The following is an 18,540-nucleotide window of genomic DNA, read 5'->3' on the forward strand; positions in this document are numbered from 1 at the left end:
GGCGAGCGGTCCCGTCACGGAGTACTTAACGCGTGAGCAATCAGCAAGACGCCGACCCCAATGTCCCGCACCGCCTGACGCTGCGGCCGACACGGATGGAGGACTACGACGACATCCGCGAGATCATGGAGCGGGTCTACCACGACCTCGACGGGGCCTGGAGCGAGGCCCAGTTTCGGTCACAGATCTCCCGTTTTCCCGAAGGCCAGATCTGTATCGAGGACAAGGGCAAGGTGGTGGCTGCGGCAATCAGCCTGATCGTCGAGTACAAGCGATTCGGTGATCAGCACAGCTACTGGCAGATCACCGGAAACGGGTTCCTGACGACCCACGACCCGGATGGCGACACCCTTTACGGCGTCGATATCTTTGTCCACCCCGAGTATCGCGGCCTGCGCCTCGGCCGTCGCTTGTATGACGCGCGCAAGGAGCTGTGCCAGAAGCTCAATCTGCGCGCGATCGTGGCCGGTGGGCGCATCCCGGGCTACGAGCAGCACCGGGACGACCTGACCCCGCAGCAGTACGTGGAGAAGGTCAAGAATCACGAGATCACCGATCCGATCCTGACCTTCCAGCTGGCCAACGATTTCCACGTTCGCAAGATCATCACCAACTACCTCCCGGACGACGAGAAATCGGGCGCCTACGCGACGCTGATCGAGTGGCTGAACATCTACTACGAGGAGAAGGAGAAGCTGATCGGGGGCAGCCGTTCGGACGTGCGCATCGGCGTGGTCCAGTGGCAGATGCGCCCGACACCGGACCTCGACTCGCTGTTTCAGCAAGTCGAGTACTTCGTGGATGCCGTCTCCGGCTACCGCTCCGACTGCGTCCTGTTCCCGGAGTTCTTCAATGGCCCGCTGATGGGCGCGTTCAACCAGGAGTATCCGGCCGAGGCCGTGCGCCATCTGGCCGAATACACCGAGCAGATCCGCGAGGAGATGGTGCGCCTGGCGCTCGCCTACAACATCAACATCGTCGCCGGGTCGATGCCGGAGTACAGCGACGAGGTCCTGCGCAATGTCTCCTATCTGTGTCGGCGTGACGGGACCTGGGACCGACAGTACAAGGTGCATGTCACCCCCGACGAGGTCGCCTACTGGGGGCTGCAGGGTGGCGACGAGGTGCACGTATTCGACACCGACTTCGGCAAGATCGGCATCCTGATCTGCTATGACGTGGAGTTTCCGGAGCTGCCCCGGGTGATGGCCGAGAAGGGGCTGCAGATCCTGTTCGTGCCGTTCTGGACCGATACCAAGAATGCCTATCTGCGGGTGCGCCGCTGCGCCCAGGCGCGGGCCATCGAGAACGAGTGCTATGTGGTGATGTCCGGCTCGGTCGGCAACCTCCCCAGGGTCGAGAACATGGACATGCAGTACTCGCAGGCGGCGGTGTTCACGCCGTCCGACTTCGCGTTCCCGCATGACGCGGTGGCCGCGGAGGCGACGCCGAATACCGAGATGACCCTGATCGTCGACCTCGACCTCGACAACCTGAAGGAGCTGCGTAACCACGGCTCGGTGCGCAACCTGCGCGATCGGCGGCGGGATCTGTATGCGGTCCAGTGGAAGTCGAAGCCCGTTTAAGCGCTGCGCAAAAACGTGACCCGGTTCTCGCCGGGCCGCAGCGTGCGCTGGCGCCGGGCCGGGCGCATGCGTAACCTTCAGAGCGGGACTTGAGTCCGGCCGTGCAGGGGAGCGCGGTACGTGACGTGCCCCGGGGGGCTTTGATGACTGAACAACAATCGGCAACGACCCGCACCGCCATTCTGGTAGTGGATGATTCCAAGGTGATCCGGATCGCCCTGCAGCGCATCCTGCAGGGTGAGCGTGTGGTCTACGAGGCGGCGGACGGCGAAGAGGCCTGGTCGCTCCTGCAGCGCAATGCCGATATCGGTCTGGTGCTGACGGACCTGTCTATGCCGGGCCTGGATGGCCAGGACCTGCTGCTGCGGATTCGCGATGGTGCCGAAGGGCTCCCGGCCGATCTTCCGGTGGCCATTATCACCGGTCAGGAGAGCGACGAGGAAGCCAGTCGCGAATGGCTGCAACTGGGCGCCAACGCTGTGTTGATGAAACCCTTTGTGCCCGGTCGCGTGCGCGAGGTGGTCAATGATCTGCTGCCGCTGACTACAGGGGGTGGCGGCGACCAGCTCCTGCGGCAGGAAGTGGACCGGCTGCGTCGCGAGTTGATGCTACGCCAGCAATCCGCCAGTGAGCGCGAGGCGCAGCGCGAGATCGAACGCCTGCGCACCGCGCTGAGCGAGGCGCGCGATGAGGCGACGGCCGCCTTGCAGCGCGCCGAGGAAAGCGAAGGCCAGCTCGCCGAGCTGCAGGCGGCCGAGCTGATCGCGGGCGAAGATCCGGGCGAGGAGACGGCCACTCCGGACTCGTCCGAGCGGGTCGAGGAGCTAGAAGTACTACGTGCCCGCGTGCGCGAGTTCGAGAACGAGAATATCCGGCTGGACCACGAGCTGGTCGAGCTGGACCGCTTGCGCGAGACCGTGCAGAAGGAGCGGGATCAGGCCCTGGAAGAGGCGTCCCGGCTGCGTCAGGAGCGCAATCAGCAGTGTGAGCGTGCCGCCGCAGCCGAGCGGGCACGGGCCGACCTGGAGGCCCGCTGTTCGGAGCAGGACGGCTCCTCCTCGGCCCTTGCTGAACGGCTGGCCCGTCGTGAGCAGGAACTGGAGGAGTCGCGCGAACGCAACCAGACCCTGCGCGCCCGCATCCGCGAACTGGAGCTGGGGTCGGCGACGCCGGATCCGGGGGCGTCTCTGTCGGGGAAGGAACGTGACGCTACCGCGGTGGGCGGGGAGACGCATGAACCGCTGGTGGCCCGTAGCAACGAACCGATGTCGCCTGCACCGGCCCTGGCGGCCGATACGCCCGCGGCCAGGCCTTCATCGCGCAAGCGCCGCAGTCGTCCGGCGCCTTCTCGCGGCTGGCGCTGGCTGAAGCTGGCGATCCTGGTCATGGTGGCCGTGGTGGTGGGGCTTGGGACCCTGATCTTTTTCCGCAACTTCTGACCGGATCGGCGGGGCCGGGTAGCGTAAATCGAGCGTGGCGGGCAACGGGCCCGCCACGCTCGAGCAGTGCCAGATACTCGAACTACATGCGTTCCAGGGCGCTCAGCAGGTGCTTCCACGAGTCGCGGTCAGCCCGCTCGTCGTAGCCCACCGGCATGTCGAACTTCTCGGCGATCTCGTCGGCCCCGGGGTTGGTGAAACTGTGCACCACACCGGAGAAGTCGACAAAGGTATAGGTGGCCTCGGCGTTATCCATCTCCTCGCGGAAGTCCGCCACCTGCTCCGGCGGGACCATCGGGTCGGCCGCACCGTTGAAGACCAGGACTTCCGCCGTGACGTCGCCCGCACTCGCCGGGTGGTCAGTCACCAGTGCGCCATGGAAGCTGGCAACCAGGGCCAGGTCCATTCCGGCACGCGCGGCCTCCAGCACCACCGTGCCGCCGAAGCAGTAGCCCACCGCCGCCAGCGCCTGGTCGGCTGTGGCATCGTGCTCCTTGAGCCAGTCATGGGCGGCCTCGAAGCGGCCCAGCATCAGGTCGCGGTTGCCGCGAATCTGTCCGGCGAACTCTCCCGCCTCGGATGGGTGGTCGGCTCTCTTGCCGCTGCCGTACATGTCCAGTGCGAAGGCGGCATAGCCCTCGCGTGCCAGTTGCTCGGCCCGGTCGCGGGCGTATTCGTTGTGGCCCCACCATTCATGGACCACCAGGACGCCCGGGTGGGGGCCGTCGCTGTCGGGGTAGGCGAGATAGCCGGTCATCTCCTCGCCATCATGATCGTAGGTGACCTCCTCGGTCTGGATGCCGGCCAGCGCCAGGCCGGGGAGGGTAAAGGCCAGTAGTGCAGCGGTCAGTCGAAACGCCATGGGACAACCTCCGTTGTGGGGTGCAAGCAACAATTAGTGATCCGAGTACCTGATTATGGTTCGCTCCGCCGCGATTTGCCCGGGCTTCGTTTCCCTGGCGGGGGGCATGGGGCTACAGTAGGTACAGCGGGGCGTGCGGCCCTGTTGTGGAGAACCAGGATGTCCGAGATGCACGCAACGGAAAGCCTCGAGGCGCGCGTCCAGTCGGCCGACAAGCTGCTGGCGATGCCGCAGGTCGTGTTCGAAGTCGCGCGCCTGCTGGAGGATGACAACAGTACACCGGGACAGATCGCCGCAACCCTGGGGCGGGACCCCGGTCTGGTGGCCCTCGTTCTGCGCCTGGCCAACAGCCCGGCGTATGCACAGACGCGCAGCGTCGATACCGTGGAACGCGCGGTGAACCTGCTCGGACGCGACACCCTTAAGCGTCTGGTCGTGGCCGGTGCGATCACCCGCGCGACCGGCCGCATCCCCGACCAGGAGCGTCTGCCGCTGGAGGTGTTCTGGCGCCATTCCGCCTACTGTGCGGTCATCGCCCGCCACCTGGCTGACCGCGTCCTGCCGCGCCAGGCCGGTAGCGTGTTTCTCGCCGGGCTGCTGCATGATCTGGGCAAGCTCTTGCTGTTCACCCAGTCGCCGGAGGCGGCGCACCGCGCATTTCTCTCCAGCCTGGATATCGGGGCGGGGCCCAGTCCGCAGCGGGCCGAGCGCGAGCAGCTGGGTTTCGATCACGCGGAACTGGGCGGGGCGCTGGCCGCCCACTGGGGACTGCCGGAGGGGCTGGTGGCCTGTGTGGCTGGGCACCACCACCCGCAGTCAGCGCCCGAGGGGCACCGGTTGGCGGTGATGCTGGTGCATCTTGCCAATACCGGGGCCCACCTGGCCGAGATTGACTCGCGCGACTGGGCCGATGCCCCACCGGTGGACGAGGATGTCTGGCAGGCCGTCGGGCTGGAGCCGGAGGACCTGCTGCGGGCCGTGGAGGCGGCCCAGCACGAGATCGTGGATGTCGAGGCGCTTTGTGCGTCAGGCCCGGAGTGACGCGAACCTTGATGCGCTGCGGGCGGTCCTAGAGGCATGAACCTTCTGCGTCACTTTTCTGCGCTGACCGGCTTGCTGCTGGGCGGGTTGCTCGTGGGCTGTGCGAGTATCCCCGAAGGGATCGAGCCCCTGCCGGAGGAGCCCCTGACCCGCGCCGAGGTCCTGGCCGACCCCGAGGCGACCAAGGGCCAGGCCGTGGTCTGGGGCGGTGTCATTGCAAAGGTCGAGAACACCCGGGACGGCACCCGGCTCGAGGTGGTGGCGCGCCCGCTCAATCGCGAGGCTCGTCCGCGCGAGGTCGACCAGTCGGAGGGCCGGTTCCGTGCCTATATCGACGACTTCCTCGATCCCCAGGTGTACGCGGAGGGGCGCGAGGTCACGGTGCGCGGCCGGCTGGATGGCATAGAGGACGGCTCAATTGGCGAGTTCGACTATCGCTTCGTCCGTATCGACGCACAGACGGTACACCTGTGGGCCAAGCGCCCCCCGCCGCGCGATCCGTATTACTACGACCCTTGGGGCCCGCCGGGCTATATGGGCCCGTACTGGCGGCCGCACCCCTACCACTGGCGTCACGACCCCTGGCGATATGATCCCTGGTACTGGTAACGCATGGCGCACCCGGGTCGCTGCGCTGGTGCTGGTGTTTGCGCCGGTGCTGCTGGCGGGTTGCGCCTCCGGCCCGCTGGACATCCCCGATGCGGTGGGTGATCCGGTGCCCCCGCGCAGCGTGACGGCTGACAATCTGCCCGCCGAGGACCAGGTCTGGGGCGGGGTGATTGCCCGCGTCGACAACCGTGCGGACAGCACGGTACTCGAGGTGGTCAGCTACCCGCTGCAGCGCCAGGAACCCCAGACACGGCAGGCCAACACAGGGCGTTTTCGCCTCAAGCTCGATGGTTTTGCCGACCCGGTCGACTACCGCCCGGGACGCCGCGTTACGGCGGTGGGGACGGTATCGGGGACCGAGGAGGGCTCGATCGGGCAGCTGGCCTATGTCTTCCCGCTGCTGGATGCCTACTCGGTCCACCTGTGGCCAGACCCGGAACCCCCGAGGCCGTCGTCGGGCGTGCGTTTCGGGATCGGCATCGGGATCGGGCTCTAGTGTGCCGCCGGCAAGGTTTCCCGGAGCGGTATCAAAATCCACAAGGCATGTTCAAACACGAGGAGTCGCTCGATGCGAGCCATCGTTTTCGACGAGCCCGGCGGGGCGGATGTCCTGGAACTGAGGGAGGTCCCCGAGCCCGAGCTTGAAGGGACTGACGACGTAAAGATTCGACTGCTGGCGGCGGGGGTGAATCCCGTCGACACCAAGGTTCGGACGCGGGGCATGCTGGTGCCCGGCGCGCCACGCAACACGCCCGGTTGTGACGGCGTCGGTGTGGTCGAGTCCTGCGCCAGCGGTGTGCGCCATGTCCGACCGGGGCAGCGCGTAGCCTTTTGCTTTGGTGGCGTGGGGGCGGCCCCGGGTACCTATGCCGAGCAGGTGGTGGTCCCGGAGGCGGCCGTGGTGCCGGTACCGGCCGCGGTGACGGACCTGCAGGCCGCGGCTTTGCCGCTGACCTGGCTCACGGCCTGGGAGGCGTTGTTCGAACGTGCCGATCTGCAGCGTGGACAGACCGTACTGGTGCATGCCGCTGCAGGCGGGGTGGGACAGATGGCCGTGCAGATCGCGCGCGCGGCCGGGGCCCGGGTCCTGGGGCTGGTGCGTCGCGAAGAGGCGCAGCGCCTGGTCACCGGCCTGGGCGGCGACGTGGTCGACCTGACCCGGCCCGACGCCGGGGAGTCGATCCGGGGCTACACCGACGGGCGCGGTTTCGACATCGTGCTGGATACCGTGGGCGGGCCGGTCTTTCGCGATGGGCTGGCACAGGTGGCCTACGGCGGTGATCTGGTGACCCTGCTGGCGCCGCCGGATGACGTGGACTGGAACGCGGCGCGCCTGCGCAACCCCAGTATCAGCCTGGAGCTGATGCTGACCCCGATGCTGGAAGGGGATCGCCGGCGCCTGAAGCACCAGGCCACGCTGGTGGCCGAGGGGCTCGCGCGCCTGGCCAGCGGGCGGCTGCAGGTCAACGTGGAGGACAGCCTGCCGCTGGCCGAGGCGGCCGAGGCGCACCGGCGTATCGAGGCCGGCGGGCGTCGCGGCAAGCTGGTGCTGCGGATCCCGGAGTAGGTCAGCTACCGAACAGGTGGCTGAATACGCGTGCACCGCCGATATAGGTGCCGGCCGCGGAGCCGAGCGTCGTCAGCAGGAAGACCAGCAGCACGCGCGAGACCCGGTTGCGCCACCAGCCCCTCGGGGTGGTGGTGTCCTGGCGCAGGCGGGCAAAGTCGTCGACCCGCGGTTTGCGCAGAAACAGCTCGGCCGCGGCCGCGACGAAGCCTACCCCGATGGTCGGGTTCAGCGAGGTCAGGGGTGCGGCCAGCGCCGCTGTGACCACGGTCAGCGGATGCGCGAGCGCGATGATGGCGCCAATGGCGGCCAGGCCGCCGTTGATCATCACCCAGTCCATCACCATCTGCAGGCCGATGTCCGGATTGCGCAAAAAGCCGATCACGAAGCCGGTCAGGATCACGGCGACGATCACCCACGGCAGGACCTTGGGCCAGCGTGCCTTGGGCGGTGACTGGTCGAGGGAGTCCAGGATGGCGTCGGGTGGCGTCAGTTCGTCTTCCGCCTGGGTTGCGATCCCGGACAGGTGCCCGGCACCGACCACGGCGAGGATGCGGCGGTGGTTGCCGGACGCGGCCAGGCGCCGCAGGTGGGCCGCCATGTACTGGTCGCGCTCGTGGATCAGCGTGCGATAGAGGTCCTCCGACTGTTCGGCGAATTCGCTGAAGGTGGACTCCAGCATGTCGCCTTCCTTCAGCCGTTCGATCTCCGATTCGTCGATCTTCTCGCGCGACAGGACCGAGCCGAACAGCCCGCCGATCAGCCCCATGCGCTGCCACCAAGGCACCGCGCGGTAGGTGCGGCGTAGCGTCAGGCCGAGGTCGCGGTCGATCAGCGCCAGCGGCAGCCCGCCATCCAGGGCTGCGTCCATCGCCGCGCGCATCTCGGCCCCCGGCTCGATCCCGTACTGTTCCGCCAGGCGCTGCTGATAGGCCCCCAGCGCGAGGCTCGCGGCGATCATCGGGGCCTGCCCCTGGCGCATCACACTGAACAGGTCCATGCGCCCGACCGCGTCGGGATCCAGCATCGCGCGCTGGCGGCTCTCGCACAGTTCGATGGCCACCGCGTCGAACTCGCCGGTGTCCACGAGGGCACGCACCTTGTCGGCGCTGGCGCGGGAGACATGCGCGGTGCCCAGCACAACGACCTCGGTACTGCCCAGTTGCAGGACTCGGTGGGGTTCGTCGGTGATCAGGTCGTGGACAGAAGCACTCATCGCAGGGGGTGGTTCCGGTTAGGCGGGCGCGGCAATCCTAGCAGGGTCGCCGCATGGGGACGACCTGGCAGCCTGCCAGATCTCAGGACTCCGGCTCCTCGTCCCCCTCGGCATCCTCGGTGTCGGGGATGGGGAAGGCCTCCGGATCGACCGGCGCCGGGGCCTCGGGGATGCGCAGGGTGTCAAGACGTTCAAGTACGCGCAGGGCCCGCTCGCGCGCGGTGGCCAGCCCGGAATGACTGGGGGCCAGCGCAAGTCCTTCTTCCCAGGTGTCGACCGCCTCCTGGATCTGGCCGGCCGTGTACTGGCGGCGGCCCTCTTCCAGCAGGTGCTCGGCGCGCTGGTCGCGCTGTTCGCGCCACTCGTCGCACAGGGAGATGCGTGCTCGCTGGGCGGCCTGGTCGGGGCCGGAGGCATCTTCGTCCAGCCGGATGTCGCCACTACGGCACCACTGAGCCGCCCGCTGCAATTCGCCGGCCTGCAGGGCCTGACGCAACTGCGCGTTGATCGCGGACAGGCGCTCGGCCTCCTCTTCGCGGTCCTTGTCTTCTTCGCGTGTGCGCATCTCCTCCTGGAGTTCGCGGATGCGGGTGGCCCGTTCGCTGACCGGGGATAAATCCTGTGCCAGGCGCAACAGCTCCAGGCGCTCGCGGCCATCGCTGTCGTCGGCATACTGCTCCAGGGCCTTGGCCAGGGCGGGGGCGCGTTCGCTCAGGGCGTCCGGGTCTGCGGGCAGTTGACCGGTATCCGGAACCAGGGGGCGCATGATCTCCAGCAGGCGGAGTTGCTGAACCAGGTTGCGGGCCTCAAGGACATCGTGGCGCTGCTGCAGGGTGCGCAGACCGACCTGGCGCTGGCGCTCCAGCTGGTCAATGAAGCGGGCACGCTCCTCGCTTTCGGGCAGGCGGGAGTCGGCGTCCTCCAGGATCCCCAGGGCCTCTGCGACCGCGCCCTCGGCGGAAACAGCCCGTGCTTTCTTCATGGCCTGCTCTGCTGCCTCTTGCGCCATGATCTCGATCTGCTCTCGGCGCGAGGTCCATTCGGCGGCTGGCTCGGGGTCGTGCTCGTTGATCAGCTCCAGGGCGCGCTGGTACTCGCCTTCCTCGACGGCGGCTTCGATCTGGTCTTCCGCCGTCATGAAGGGCTGCATGCCGGCGCAGCCCTGGAAAAAAAGCAGAGCGAGGGCGGCCAGCAGCAGGCCCGGTCGCGCGCCGTGGAGCCGCATCAATGGGTGTCCGCCACCGCGAGGATACGAATGACCTCGGCGGGTTCGCTGACGCCGTGTAACTCGTGCGTCCCCCAGTGTTCGGTTTCAAACTGCCCTTTCACCTGCTCATGCTCCATGAAGCACTGCGTGGTTACCATGCCGGCGGATGGCGCGACCGTGACCAGGCGGGCCGCCACGTTGACGGTGTCGCCGACCACGGTGAATTGCATGCGGTCCTGCGCGCCCATGTTGCCGGCCAGCATCTCGCCCGCGTTCAAGCCAATGCGGAATTCGACGCGTTCCTCGCCCCGGGCCTCGCGTTCAGCGTTGATCGCGGCGACCGTTTCCAGCAACGCGAGCCCGGTTCGTGCGGCCGTCTGGCGATGGTTCTCGTCACCGCCGAGGCCAAACACCGCCATGGTACAGTCGCCCATGTACTTGTCTACCGTCCCACCGTGACGGGCAATACATTCCGCCATCGGACCGAAGAATTCATTCAGCATGCGGCCGAGTTCTTCCGGGGTGCAGCGCTCCGACAGCGCGGTATAGCCCTTGATGTCGGCGAACAGCACCGAGCCCTCGACCGCCCGTCCTCCGAGCTCGATCCGGTCGAGATTCTCCAGGATGTCCTGCGCGATCGCGTCGGAGACATAACGGCGCAGGGCCGATTCGACCTGGTCCTTGCGCAGCAGGTCCTGGGCCATGTTGTTGAAGGCGTCGGTCAGCTGGGCGATCTCGTCCTCGTGCACCATCGGCACGGGGCGCCCATGTTCGTCGACGGGATGGCGTATGCGCTCGCGCATGGCATGTGCCAGGCGCTCCAGCGGGCGCACCAGGCGCTTGCTGATGTCGATTGCCAGGATCAGGCTGAGCAGAAAGACCCCGATCGCTGTCGCAATCCCCGCATTGATGGTGTTGCGGATCAGTTCCTGCATGGGGGTCGTGTCGATGTGCGCCTCGATGTACCCGACCTGTACATCCTGGAAGTACACCTCGCGCTGGTAGGGCTCTACCGGAACGGCCAGTGGCCACACGCCTTCGCTGATGCCTCCCCCGGGGGAGGGTGGGGTGCCGGCCGAGGCGATCACGCCGCGGTCGATGGCGTAGGCGGTGACCGATTCGACGCGACCGTCCTCGACCAGCGAGTTCAGCAGGGTCTCCAGGGTCAGATAGTCCTCGGCCAGCATCAGCTCGGCCGAGGTGCGGGCGACGGGTGCCAGGGTCAGCTCGGCCTGGGCCTGGATCTGGTTGTTGAGGACATTGGTGACCTGGTTCAGCACCACCACCGAAAGGGTGCCGATGCCCAGCAGGGTGAGGATGGCGACGACCGCGACGATCTTCCAGGCGATGGGGAGATAGCGTGGAGTGAAATCCCCCGCCGACAAGCGCCCGTTGTTTGATTTTCTGGATTTCACGATTGAGAGGTCATGGAGGGCTTTCGGTGTGGGGAGGTCCATGCCCGCCATTGATCGAACAACGCGGCCGAACGGGCCGCGATGGCCGAGCGCTTGTTCAGGGAGCGGCCAAACGCCGCCTCGCCCTCGAGGTTGCTCATTGTGCCGCCGGCGCGGGCCAGCATCAGCGTTCCGGCGGCGCTGTCCCACAGGGCCTGCCCGCCGTGCAGATACAGATCGGCGCGCCCGGCCGCCAGCCAGGCCCATTCCAGGGCGCAGGCCCCCAGGTTGCGCTGCGAGCGGTACGGGGCGTTAGTGGCCATGGCCGCCGCCAAGTCGGGGGCCAGGCGCTTGTAGTCGACCAGGGCGATGGCCTTGTCCAGGCGGCTGGCCGGGGCGCGGGCGGCTGCCGGGGGGGGCGCATCGTTTAGCAGCAGGGGTCCGTCTTCGCGTGCGGTAAAGAGTTCGTCCCGTACCGGGTCGTAGGTCGCGCCATGGGTGACGCGGTCGTCTTCGATGCGCGCAATGGAGATCGCGAAAAAGGGCATGCCGCCGGCGAAGTTACTGGTGCCGTCCAGCGGGTCGACCAGCCAGAAGGCGGGTGCCTCGTCGAGTACGCGGGCCTGCTCCTGCCGCGATTGCTCCTCGCTCAATACGGGTTCGGCTGCGATCGCGGTCCCCAGCAGGTCGCGAAGTCGTGCATCGACGGCATGGTCGGCCTGGGTGATCACCGAGCCATCGGCCTTGTAGTCCACCGCGATCCCGGCCTCGAAGCGAGGTAGCAGCTCGCTCTGGCCAACAGAACGGAGCTCTCCGGCGAGTTGATTGAATGCGTTTGTGCTGATGGACATGGGGCGTCGAGTGCAGGGTGGTCGTCGGCAAGAAACGGAATGTGGGTATCATACCCGTCCATGACGGCTTTGCTGATAATCCTAGCCCTGGTTCTGGTGGCCTTTTACGTGAACGACTCCTGGCGCACCCACGAACGGGTGCGCCAGATCGCGCGCCGCAGTTGCGAGCAGGCCGGTGTGCAGTTGCTGGATGGCAGCGTGGTACGCACGCGCCAGTCCATTCGGCGCCGGCCCGGAGGCCTGGCCTGGTGGCGGCAATACCGCTTTGAATTCGCCACCGACGGGGCCAGCCGACATGTGGGCGAGATCTCGCTGGATGGCCGTCGTCTGCGCCAGGTCACCCTCGACCTGCCCGATGACGGGCGCCTGGTGGATGGCGATGGCGGTGCGGGGCATCGGGGCCCCGAACGATGACGCTGAGCGAGTTGCGCTATGTCGTTGCGGTGGCCGACCAGCGTCATTTTGGTCGGGCGGCCGAGGCTTGTCATGTCAGTCAGCCGTCTTTGTCCGTCGCCATTCGCAAACTTGAAGATGAACTGGGGGTCACCCTGTTCGAGCGCGGCCGTGGCGAGGTCAGCGTGACCCCGGCCGGCGAGCAAGTCGTGACCCAGGCCCGCCGGGTGCTGACCGAGGTGGAGCATCTGCGTGCGGTGGCGGTGCAGAGTCAGGACCAGCTGGCGGGTCCTTTGCGGCTCGGGGCCATCTACACCATTGGCCCGTACCTGCTGCCCGAGCTGATCCCGGTGCTGCGCGAGCGCGCACCCAGGATGCCGCTGGTGATCGAAGAGAACTACACCGATCGACTGCGCGAGCGACTGAAGCACGGCGAACTGGACGCGATCATCATTTCGTTGCCGTTCGAAGAACCGGGTGTGGTCACGCTGCCGCTGTACGACGAGCCCTTCGTCGCGGTGCTGCCGGGCGGTCACCCCCTGCAGGACAGAAAGACGCTGACCCTCGAGGACATGGCGGATGCCACCTTGCTGATGCTCGGTGCCGGGCATTGCTTCCGTGATCAGGTGCTGGAACGCTGCCCCGCCTGCCAGAGGACGGTTACGGCCGATGGCAGTACGCCGCGCAATATGGAGGGGTCCTCACTGGAGACCATTCGCCATATGGTGGCCTCGGGTATGGGCGTGACCATTCTGCCGTGTACTGCGGTGGGGGCCGATCGCTACGCCCAGCGCCTGCTGGCCGTGCGTCGATTCGAGGACCCGGCCCCCAGCCGCCGGGTGGCGCTGGCCTGGCGTACCAGTTTTCCGCGGCCGGAGGCGATCGAGGCCCTGCGCCAGGCCATCCTGGCCACGGCGCTTACCTGTGTGGATTTTATTCAGCCTGGCGCGAACCCCTGAGTCCAGCTTCGGCCGGGGGTCAGTTGCCCGCCAGGACGCGGTTGCGCCCGGACTGCTTGGCAGCGTACAGCGCCTCGTCGGCCTTCTGGTAGAGGGCCTGCAGCGTCGTGTGGCGGCCCACGCTCGCGACCCCGATGCTGGCCGTGACCTTGACTACGCCCTCGCTTTGCAGGGCTGATGCATCATCGGCGGTCGCGGTGGCGCGGATACTCGCAATCGCCGTGCGGATGCGTTCCGCGCACTCCATGGCGCAGGCCAGGTCGGCCCCCGGCAAGACGGCCAGGAATTCCTCTCCGCCCATACGCACCAGCAGATCGGACTGCCGTGTGGCCGTACGCAGCGTGTCCGCTACGCGGCGCAGTAGCTCGTCGCCCACCGCATGGCCGTAGTCGTCGTTGATGCGCTTGAAGTGGTCCAGGTCGATGGCCAGCACGGACAGTGGGCGGTCCTGGCGGCGGCAGTCGGCCAGCCATTTGGCGCCCTGGATCTCGAAGGCACGACGGTTGCCCAGCCCCGTGAGTTCGTCGCTCTCCAGGTTGGACATCAGCCGCCGGAACCGGTGGGCATTGTGCAGGGCGGGGGCGGCCAGCCCGAGCAGCGCCTCGATCTGCTGCTGTTCCGCGTCGCTGAAGCGGCGTCCGCGCATCAGGATCAAGGAGCCCATGGTGACGCCGTTGTAGCTGAGCCCGTATTCGATGCGGTGACGGTCATCCTCGCCGCCCGACCACGACTGGTCTTCGTTGTCGGTGTAGAAGATCCATCCGGAATGCTGCAGGAGGGTGTGGAGCTGCTCTTGCAGGCGCTGAAGGACGGCGTCGAATTCCAGTGTCGCGGTCAGGGACTGGACGAAGGCCAGCGCGTCAAATGGGGCCTCGGGGTGCTCGGTGGATTTCCCCTTGCCCGATACCAGGCGCAGATTCCCTGCGTTTCCGTCGCGATTCATGGCCGCCTCGCCGTATCCAAAAGTCTTGGGCTCAAGCTGAAGCGAATTTTGTGCCATTTAATAAAAAATGAGTATAAACAATGTGATGCGTTTATTGTCTTTCTTGGGGTGACGGAAAATCGGCGCCTTTCTGCCGGGGTGGCAAGGCAAGGCCGCCCCAGGCGGCAAGGGGTGGCAATAAATTGACGCCTGGGTCAGGAGGGGGCTTTGAACTCGCACTGTCATGTGTGCGCGGGTAACCGTTTCCCTACACTACGCTCATGATCCGACTCTCCGATATCGAGCTGCGGCGTGGCCGGCAGGTGCTGCTGCAGCACAGCGACCTGACTGTTCACGCCGGCTGGCGCGTAGGGCTTACCGGGGCGAATGGCTGCGGCAAGTCCTCGTTGCTGGCCGCGTTGCAGGGCGAGCTCTCCGTGGATGCCGGCCATGTCGATGTGCCGGCGGAGTGGGTGGTCGCCCACCTCCCGCAGGAGGTCCCGGGCAGCCCCCGCCGAGCGGTCGACTACGTACTCGATGGCGACGCCGAGCTGCGCGAGCTGGAGCGCCAGCTGGAGTCGGTCGAGGACGGCGCGGAACACGCGCAGCTGTATGCGGCCATCGATGCGGTCGATGGCTGGTCCGCCGAGGCCCGCGCGCGCCGCCTGCTGGCCGGTCTCGGGTTTGCGCCGGAGGATGCCGATCGTCCGATGAGCGACTTTTCCGGTGGCTGGCGGATGCGGCTCGGCCTGGGGCGAACCCTGATGACCCGGTCGGACCTCCTGCTGCTGGACGAGCCGACCAACCACCTCGACATGGAGGCCATCGTCTGGCTGGAGGGCTGGCTGGCGCGCTATCCGGGCACCGTAATCGTGATCGCCCACGACCGGCGTTTCCTTGATGCGGTAGTCACACACATCGCGCATATCGAGCGCGGACGGATCGAGCTTTACAGCGGGGGCTACACCCAGGCCGAGAAACGACGCGCGGAGGTCGCGGCACAAAGCGAGGCGGCGGCCGCGAAGGTCGCCGCCGAGCGCGCGCACCTGGAGGACTTCGTGCGCCGTTTCCGCGCCAAGGCGAGCAAGGCGCGCCAGGCCCAGAGCCGGCTGAAGCGCCTCGAGCGGCTGGATGAGGTCGCGGTGATTCGCGCCGCGCGCCCGATCCACCTGGAGATCCCGACCCCGGGGCGTCTGCCCGATCCTCTGCTGGCGCTGGAGGCGGCGGCGGTCTGCGACGGCGAGACCTGCCGCCTGCGGGCGACCGACCTGCGGCTGCGCCCGGAGGATCGTATCGGCGTGCTGGGACCCAACGGCGCCGGGAAATCGACACTGCTGTCCCTGCTCGCAGGCGCGCTTGCCCCGACGGCGGGTGAGCGGCGCGTCGACCCCAGCCTGCGGGTGGGCTACTTCGCCCAGCATCAGCGCGAGCAGCTGGATCTTGCGGCCTCGCCCCTGACCCATATGACGCGGCTGGATGCCGCCGCACCGGAACAGCGCCTGCGTGATTTCCTGGGCGGCATGGGGTTTCCCGGCGAGCGTGCGGACGACCCCGTCGGGCAGTGCTCCGGCGGCGAGCGGGTGCGTCTGGTGCTGGCGATGCTCATCTGGCAGGCGCCCGCGCTGTTGCTGCTCGACGAGCCGACCAACCACCTGGACCTCGACATGCGCGAGGCCCTGGCGGAGGCGTTGGAGAACTATGCCGGCGGGCTGGTCGTGGTGGCACACGATCGCGAACTGCTGGCGCGTGTCTGCGACCGTTTCTGGCGGGTCGAGGAGGGCTGTCTGACCGAGTTTGACGGCGATCTGGATGACTACGCGCGCGAGCTGCAGCGCGAACGGGAGACGCCGGATACCTCCGCGCCATCGGCGTCGCGCGCGCCGGAAGCGCCGCGTTCGCAGAAGGAGCGCCGCCAGCAGGCTGCTCAGGCACGCGCGGCGCTGCGTCCACTGCAAAAGCGGGCCGATACGGCGGAGCAGGCCTGTGGCGAGTTGCAGCAGCGGCTGGAGGCGATCGAAGGCGAGCTGGCCGATCCCGCGCTGTACACCGGAGATGCCACGGGCCGGCTGGCCGAGCTGACCCGTGAGCAGGGCGAGTTGCGTGCGCGCCTGGAGAACGCCGAGGCCGAATGGATGGAGGCGCTGGAGGCACTTGAGTCAGCGCGCGGGGATTCTGTGGGCCAGGTCTAATGCCCGAGCCTTGCACTCGGGTATTCGGGGGTCTATACAGAAGAGTGAATACACCGGCACGAGGAGTCATTCGCAATGAATGCACAGGAACTCAATCGTCGTTGTGTCGAACTCTTTCAGCATCCGGATGCACAACTGCACTGCTGGCATCCCCGGATGTTCTGGGAGACCCACATGGTGGAGAACCCGAAGCCGGAGGATCTGCAGCAGCCGAAGGTGGACCTGCGTGAGCTCGAGGTGCTGCTGGCCGAGGCCACGCACCAGGATTCACAGTGTGCTGCCGAGCTGGAGCAGGAAGAACCTGGCCGGGCGACCCTGATCCGGCACATGGTCGAGCGTGGCGAGATGCCACTGCTGCACCGGCCGCACTGATCTTGGCAGGATGAACTGGGTCCCTGGCGGGACCTCGGCCCGGTCCTCCGTCGGGCAGCTTGGGCCCCGGCAGATCTTGGCTGCCGGGGTCTCCTTTGTTTGGCCGGTGGCGCGCGTTACTACTGGCGGATGAAGTCCGAGAAGTACAGGGCCTCGATGCGCGGGGCGCCGGTCAGTTCCTCCAGCAGCTCGTTGAGCTCTTCCATCGCCTCCTGGCGCAAGTCCTCGCGGGCCGCGCTGCCGCGCAGGCTGTCGGGTGAGCGCCCTCCCAGGATGCGAATGAGCCGGTCGCGCACGGCCGGAATATGTCCACGAATCTCGCGGGCGTCACCCATCTCCGCAGCCTCGAGTTGAATCTTGGCCTGCAGGTAACGGGCGCGGTCGGAGGATTCCATGTTGACCACCACGGGTTCCAGGGTCACGTAGCGGCTGTCGAGGTCATCGACAGCGACAGCGCTGCCGGGGATCATCCACCAAAGCATGGCGAGCAGGAAAAGGCTTGGCGACAGGGTCTTCATGCGGAGATCTCGTGTGGCAAGTGGGTCCCTTGCGTGGCGATGGCCGCCGCGCGACGGTGTGGTTCCTGGCGATAATATCGGGCCAGATGATCATAGACCGCCGGCAGGGCCTCGCGCAGCCCTTGCGGCTCGAAGAAGAAGGCCTCTGCGGCCACGGCCAGGAATTCCTCCGGCGCGGTCGCGGCGTACGGATCCAGCGGCAGCTGGTCTTCCGGGGTGTCGTTCTCCACGGCCTCGACAAACGCCTCGTAGGCCGCGGTGAAGTCGCGGGTCCAGTCCTCGGCCGAGTGATCGCGCGCGAGTGGCGGAAAGCCGTTCACGTCGCCGTTACCGGCATCCAGAACGTGGGTCATCTCGTGCACCACCACGGCACCATCGCGAACGACATCGGCCCAGGACAGGATGACGGGCCCGCGCTCCCAGGCCTCGCCGGACTGTGGCATGGCCCCCTGATGCACGATGCCGTCCTCGTCCACCCATTCGTGCTCCGGCACGAAGGTGTCCGGATACAGCACCAGTGTGCGCCAGTCGCGATAGGGGGCGAGCCCCAGCTCCAGGACCGGTAGTGCCGCGTAGGCCGCGATCATGCGGCACTGGCCGGGGGTCGGCTCGGACTCGATGCCCACAAACTCGCGGGTGCCCAACAGCTCTTCGACCAGCCCCTTCAGGCGTTCGGTCTCCTCGGGCGTGAGCGTCGCGATGAACGGAACCTGGCGGCGCAGGGTCTCCCATTCATCGGGGCCGAGCGGCACACGGCCGCTATGGCCAGTCGCAAAGGGCTCGATCAGCCGCTTGAGCAGGCCGCGCAACGGATAATGGGGCGTGTCGTGCATGCCGACATCGTCGCACGTTTTATGTGCGGGGTGCCGCGTGGACGGATTCGGCGTGGCCCGGGGGAGGGGCAGGGCGGCTGGCGGCTATCGAAGGTATCGGGCTTCCTGTCCGCTGCGGGCGGCGGTGTGACGTGAAAGGGATGTTCTGTGCCAGAATCAATCGTTCGGGCGGCCCGTGTGGCTGCCACAGGCAAGCGATGGAGTGGAGTGGATGCGCAAGCAAGCAGGAATCGTGGCGGGGCTGCTGGTGGCGGCCCTGTGGGTGCCCTTTGTGGCCGCGGATGAGGTCCATACGGTCGCGCAGCTGAGTCAGGCGCCGGCCGAACTCGAGGGTGAATCGGTGCGCCTGGAGGGCATCGTCGGCCGGGTCAACGAGGACATCATGGGGGTGAACTTCATCCACTTCGTGGACGGAACCGGCAACGAGGGTGACTACATCACGATTACATCCACCGAGTTGCCGGAGGTCGGCGACCGCGTTTCGGTGACGGGGACGCTGGTGCTGGAGCGTGACTTCGGCGCGGGCTATACCTATCCCGTGCTCATCGAGGACGCCGAGTTTACCGAGAGGTAGCAACGCGC

19 protein-coding genes are annotated in these 18,540 nt (G+C 67.1%); 11 read left to right on the plus strand and 8 right to left on the minus strand.

Annotated features, from left to right (window positions below):
- The first annotated feature begins 32 nt into the window (after positions 1-32).
- Both F468_RS0109670 and F468_RS0109675 read left to right on the plus strand, forming a co-directional pair.
- Positions 33-1,586: a bifunctional GNAT family N-acetyltransferase/carbon-nitrogen hydrolase family protein gene (locus F468_RS0109670; RefSeq protein WP_018137898.1), complete on the plus strand. Its 1,554-nt coding sequence runs from the start codon at positions 33-35 to the stop codon at positions 1,584-1,586.
- Positions 1,587-1,729: 143 nt separating this feature from the next.
- Positions 1,730-3,025, plus strand: coding sequence for a response regulator transcription factor (locus F468_RS0109675; protein ID WP_018995045.1), 1,296 nt, complete (start codon positions 1,730-1,732; stop codon positions 3,023-3,025).
- 82 nt (positions 3,026-3,107) lie between these two features.
- Here F468_RS0109675 and F468_RS0109680 read toward each other — a convergent pair whose 3' ends face one another.
- A complete protein-coding gene (locus tag F468_RS0109680; protein WP_018137900.1) occupies positions 3,108-3,887 on the minus strand; it encodes a dienelactone hydrolase family protein in 780 nt (259 codons plus the stop codon).
- 159 nt (positions 3,888-4,046) lie between these two features.
- Between F468_RS0109680 and F468_RS0109685 the strand changes: the two genes are divergently transcribed.
- From F468_RS0109685 to F468_RS0109700, 4 genes are all read left to right on the plus strand, one after another.
- Entirely contained in the window at positions 4,047-4,928 is an 882-nt protein-coding gene (locus F468_RS0109685) for an HDOD domain-containing protein (RefSeq protein WP_018174916.1), read from the plus strand.
- Positions 4,929-4,964: 36 nt separating this feature from the next.
- Positions 4,965-5,537 carry a Slp family lipoprotein gene (locus F468_RS0109690; RefSeq protein WP_018137902.1) on the plus strand — a complete coding sequence of 191 codons (573 nt, stop codon included), beginning with the start codon at positions 4,965-4,967 and terminating at the stop codon, positions 5,535-5,537.
- Positions 5,518-6,033 carry a Slp family lipoprotein gene (locus F468_RS0109695; protein WP_081601190.1) on the plus strand — a complete coding sequence of 172 codons (516 nt, stop codon included), beginning with the start codon at positions 5,518-5,520 and terminating at the stop codon, positions 6,031-6,033. Before F468_RS0109690 ends, F468_RS0109695 begins: the two co-directional genes overlap by 20 nt.
- A 72-nt stretch (positions 6,034-6,105) precedes the next feature.
- Complete coding sequence (locus F468_RS0109700) at positions 6,106-7,104, plus strand: zinc-binding dehydrogenase (protein ID WP_018993229.1); 999 nt, start codon at positions 6,106-6,108, stop codon at positions 7,102-7,104.
- Position 7,105: 1 nt separating this feature from the next.
- Here F468_RS0109700 and F468_RS0109705 read toward each other — a convergent pair whose 3' ends face one another.
- The 4 genes from F468_RS0109705 to F468_RS0109720 form a co-directional block, all read right to left on the minus strand.
- On the minus strand, positions 7,106-8,320 hold the full coding sequence (locus F468_RS0109705; protein ID WP_018137905.1) for a TraB/GumN family protein: 1,215 nt from the start codon (positions 8,318-8,320) through the stop codon (positions 7,106-7,108).
- 82 nt (positions 8,321-8,402) lie between these two features.
- A complete protein-coding gene (locus F468_RS0109710; RefSeq protein ID WP_018137906.1) occupies positions 8,403-9,545 on the minus strand; it encodes a hypothetical protein in 1,143 nt (380 codons plus the stop codon).
- Positions 9,545-10,912 (minus strand): adenylate/guanylate cyclase domain-containing protein, encoded by a 1,368-nt coding sequence (locus tag F468_RS0109715; RefSeq protein ID WP_018137907.1) that lies wholly within the window; start codon positions 10,910-10,912, stop codon positions 9,545-9,547. The genes F468_RS0109710 and F468_RS0109715 overlap by 1 nt, the downstream gene beginning before the upstream one ends.
- Before the next feature lie 26 nt (positions 10,913-10,938).
- A complete protein-coding gene (locus F468_RS0109720; protein ID WP_018995046.1) occupies positions 10,939-11,772 on the minus strand; it encodes an inositol monophosphatase family protein in 834 nt (277 codons plus the stop codon).
- A 60-nt stretch (positions 11,773-11,832) separates the two neighbouring features.
- On the opposite strand from F468_RS0109720, the gene F468_RS0109725 reads away from it, so the two are divergent.
- Together F468_RS0109725 and F468_RS0109730 are read left to right on the plus strand one after the other, a co-directional pair.
- Positions 11,833-12,186 (plus strand): DUF3301 domain-containing protein, encoded by a 354-nt coding sequence (locus F468_RS0109725; protein WP_018137909.1) that lies wholly within the window; start codon positions 11,833-11,835, stop codon positions 12,184-12,186.
- Positions 12,183-13,124: a hydrogen peroxide-inducible genes activator gene (locus F468_RS0109730; RefSeq protein WP_018995047.1), complete on the plus strand. Its 942-nt coding sequence runs from the start codon at positions 12,183-12,185 to the stop codon at positions 13,122-13,124. Before F468_RS0109725 ends, F468_RS0109730 begins: the two co-directional genes overlap by 4 nt.
- Positions 13,125-13,143: 19 nt before the next feature.
- Here the strand turns inward: F468_RS0109730 and F468_RS0109735 are convergent, their stop codons facing one another.
- The gene (locus F468_RS0109735) at positions 13,144-14,067 is read right to left on the minus strand and encodes a GGDEF domain-containing protein (RefSeq protein WP_018137911.1); all 924 of its coding nucleotides are present in this window, start codon (positions 14,065-14,067) and stop codon (positions 13,144-13,146) included.
- 260 nt (positions 14,068-14,327) lie between these two features.
- On the opposite strand from F468_RS0109735, the gene F468_RS0109740 reads away from it, so the two are divergent.
- Together F468_RS0109740 and F468_RS0109745 are read left to right on the plus strand one after the other, a co-directional pair.
- A complete protein-coding gene (locus F468_RS0109740; RefSeq protein ID WP_018995048.1) occupies positions 14,328-16,235 on the plus strand; it encodes an ATP-binding cassette domain-containing protein in 1,908 nt (635 codons plus the stop codon).
- Positions 16,236-16,310: 75 nt separating this feature from the next.
- Positions 16,311-16,607, plus strand: a complete 297-nt coding sequence (locus tag F468_RS0109745) for a hypothetical protein (protein WP_012983699.1) — start codon at positions 16,311-16,313, stop codon at positions 16,605-16,607.
- Between the two features lie 119 nt (positions 16,608-16,726).
- On the opposite strand, the gene fliL is transcribed toward F468_RS0109745, so the two are convergent.
- Both fliL and F468_RS0109755 read right to left on the minus strand, forming a co-directional pair.
- The gene (gene fliL / locus F468_RS0109750; protein WP_018137913.1) at positions 16,727-17,125 is read right to left on the minus strand and encodes a flagellar basal body-associated protein FliL; all 399 of its coding nucleotides are present in this window, start codon (positions 17,123-17,125) and stop codon (positions 16,727-16,729) included.
- A complete protein-coding gene (locus tag F468_RS0109755; RefSeq protein ID WP_018137914.1) occupies positions 17,122-17,958 on the minus strand; it encodes a zinc-dependent peptidase in 837 nt (278 codons plus the stop codon). Before F468_RS0109755 ends, fliL begins: the two co-directional genes overlap by 4 nt.
- 211 nt (positions 17,959-18,169) lie before the next feature.
- Here F468_RS0109755 and F468_RS0109760 point away from each other — a divergent pair, with 211 nt between their 5' ends.
- The gene (locus tag F468_RS0109760) at positions 18,170-18,532 is read left to right on the plus strand and encodes a hypothetical protein (protein ID WP_018993225.1); all 363 of its coding nucleotides are present in this window, start codon (positions 18,170-18,172) and stop codon (positions 18,530-18,532) included.
- The last annotated feature ends 8 nt before the right edge of the window (positions 18,533-18,540 follow it).

Origin of the sequence: Thioalkalivibrio sp. ALJ2 (genome assembly GCF_000378325.1) — a bacterium.
Lineage (GTDB): Bacteria > Pseudomonadota > Gammaproteobacteria > Ectothiorhodospirales > Ectothiorhodospiraceae > Thioalkalivibrio.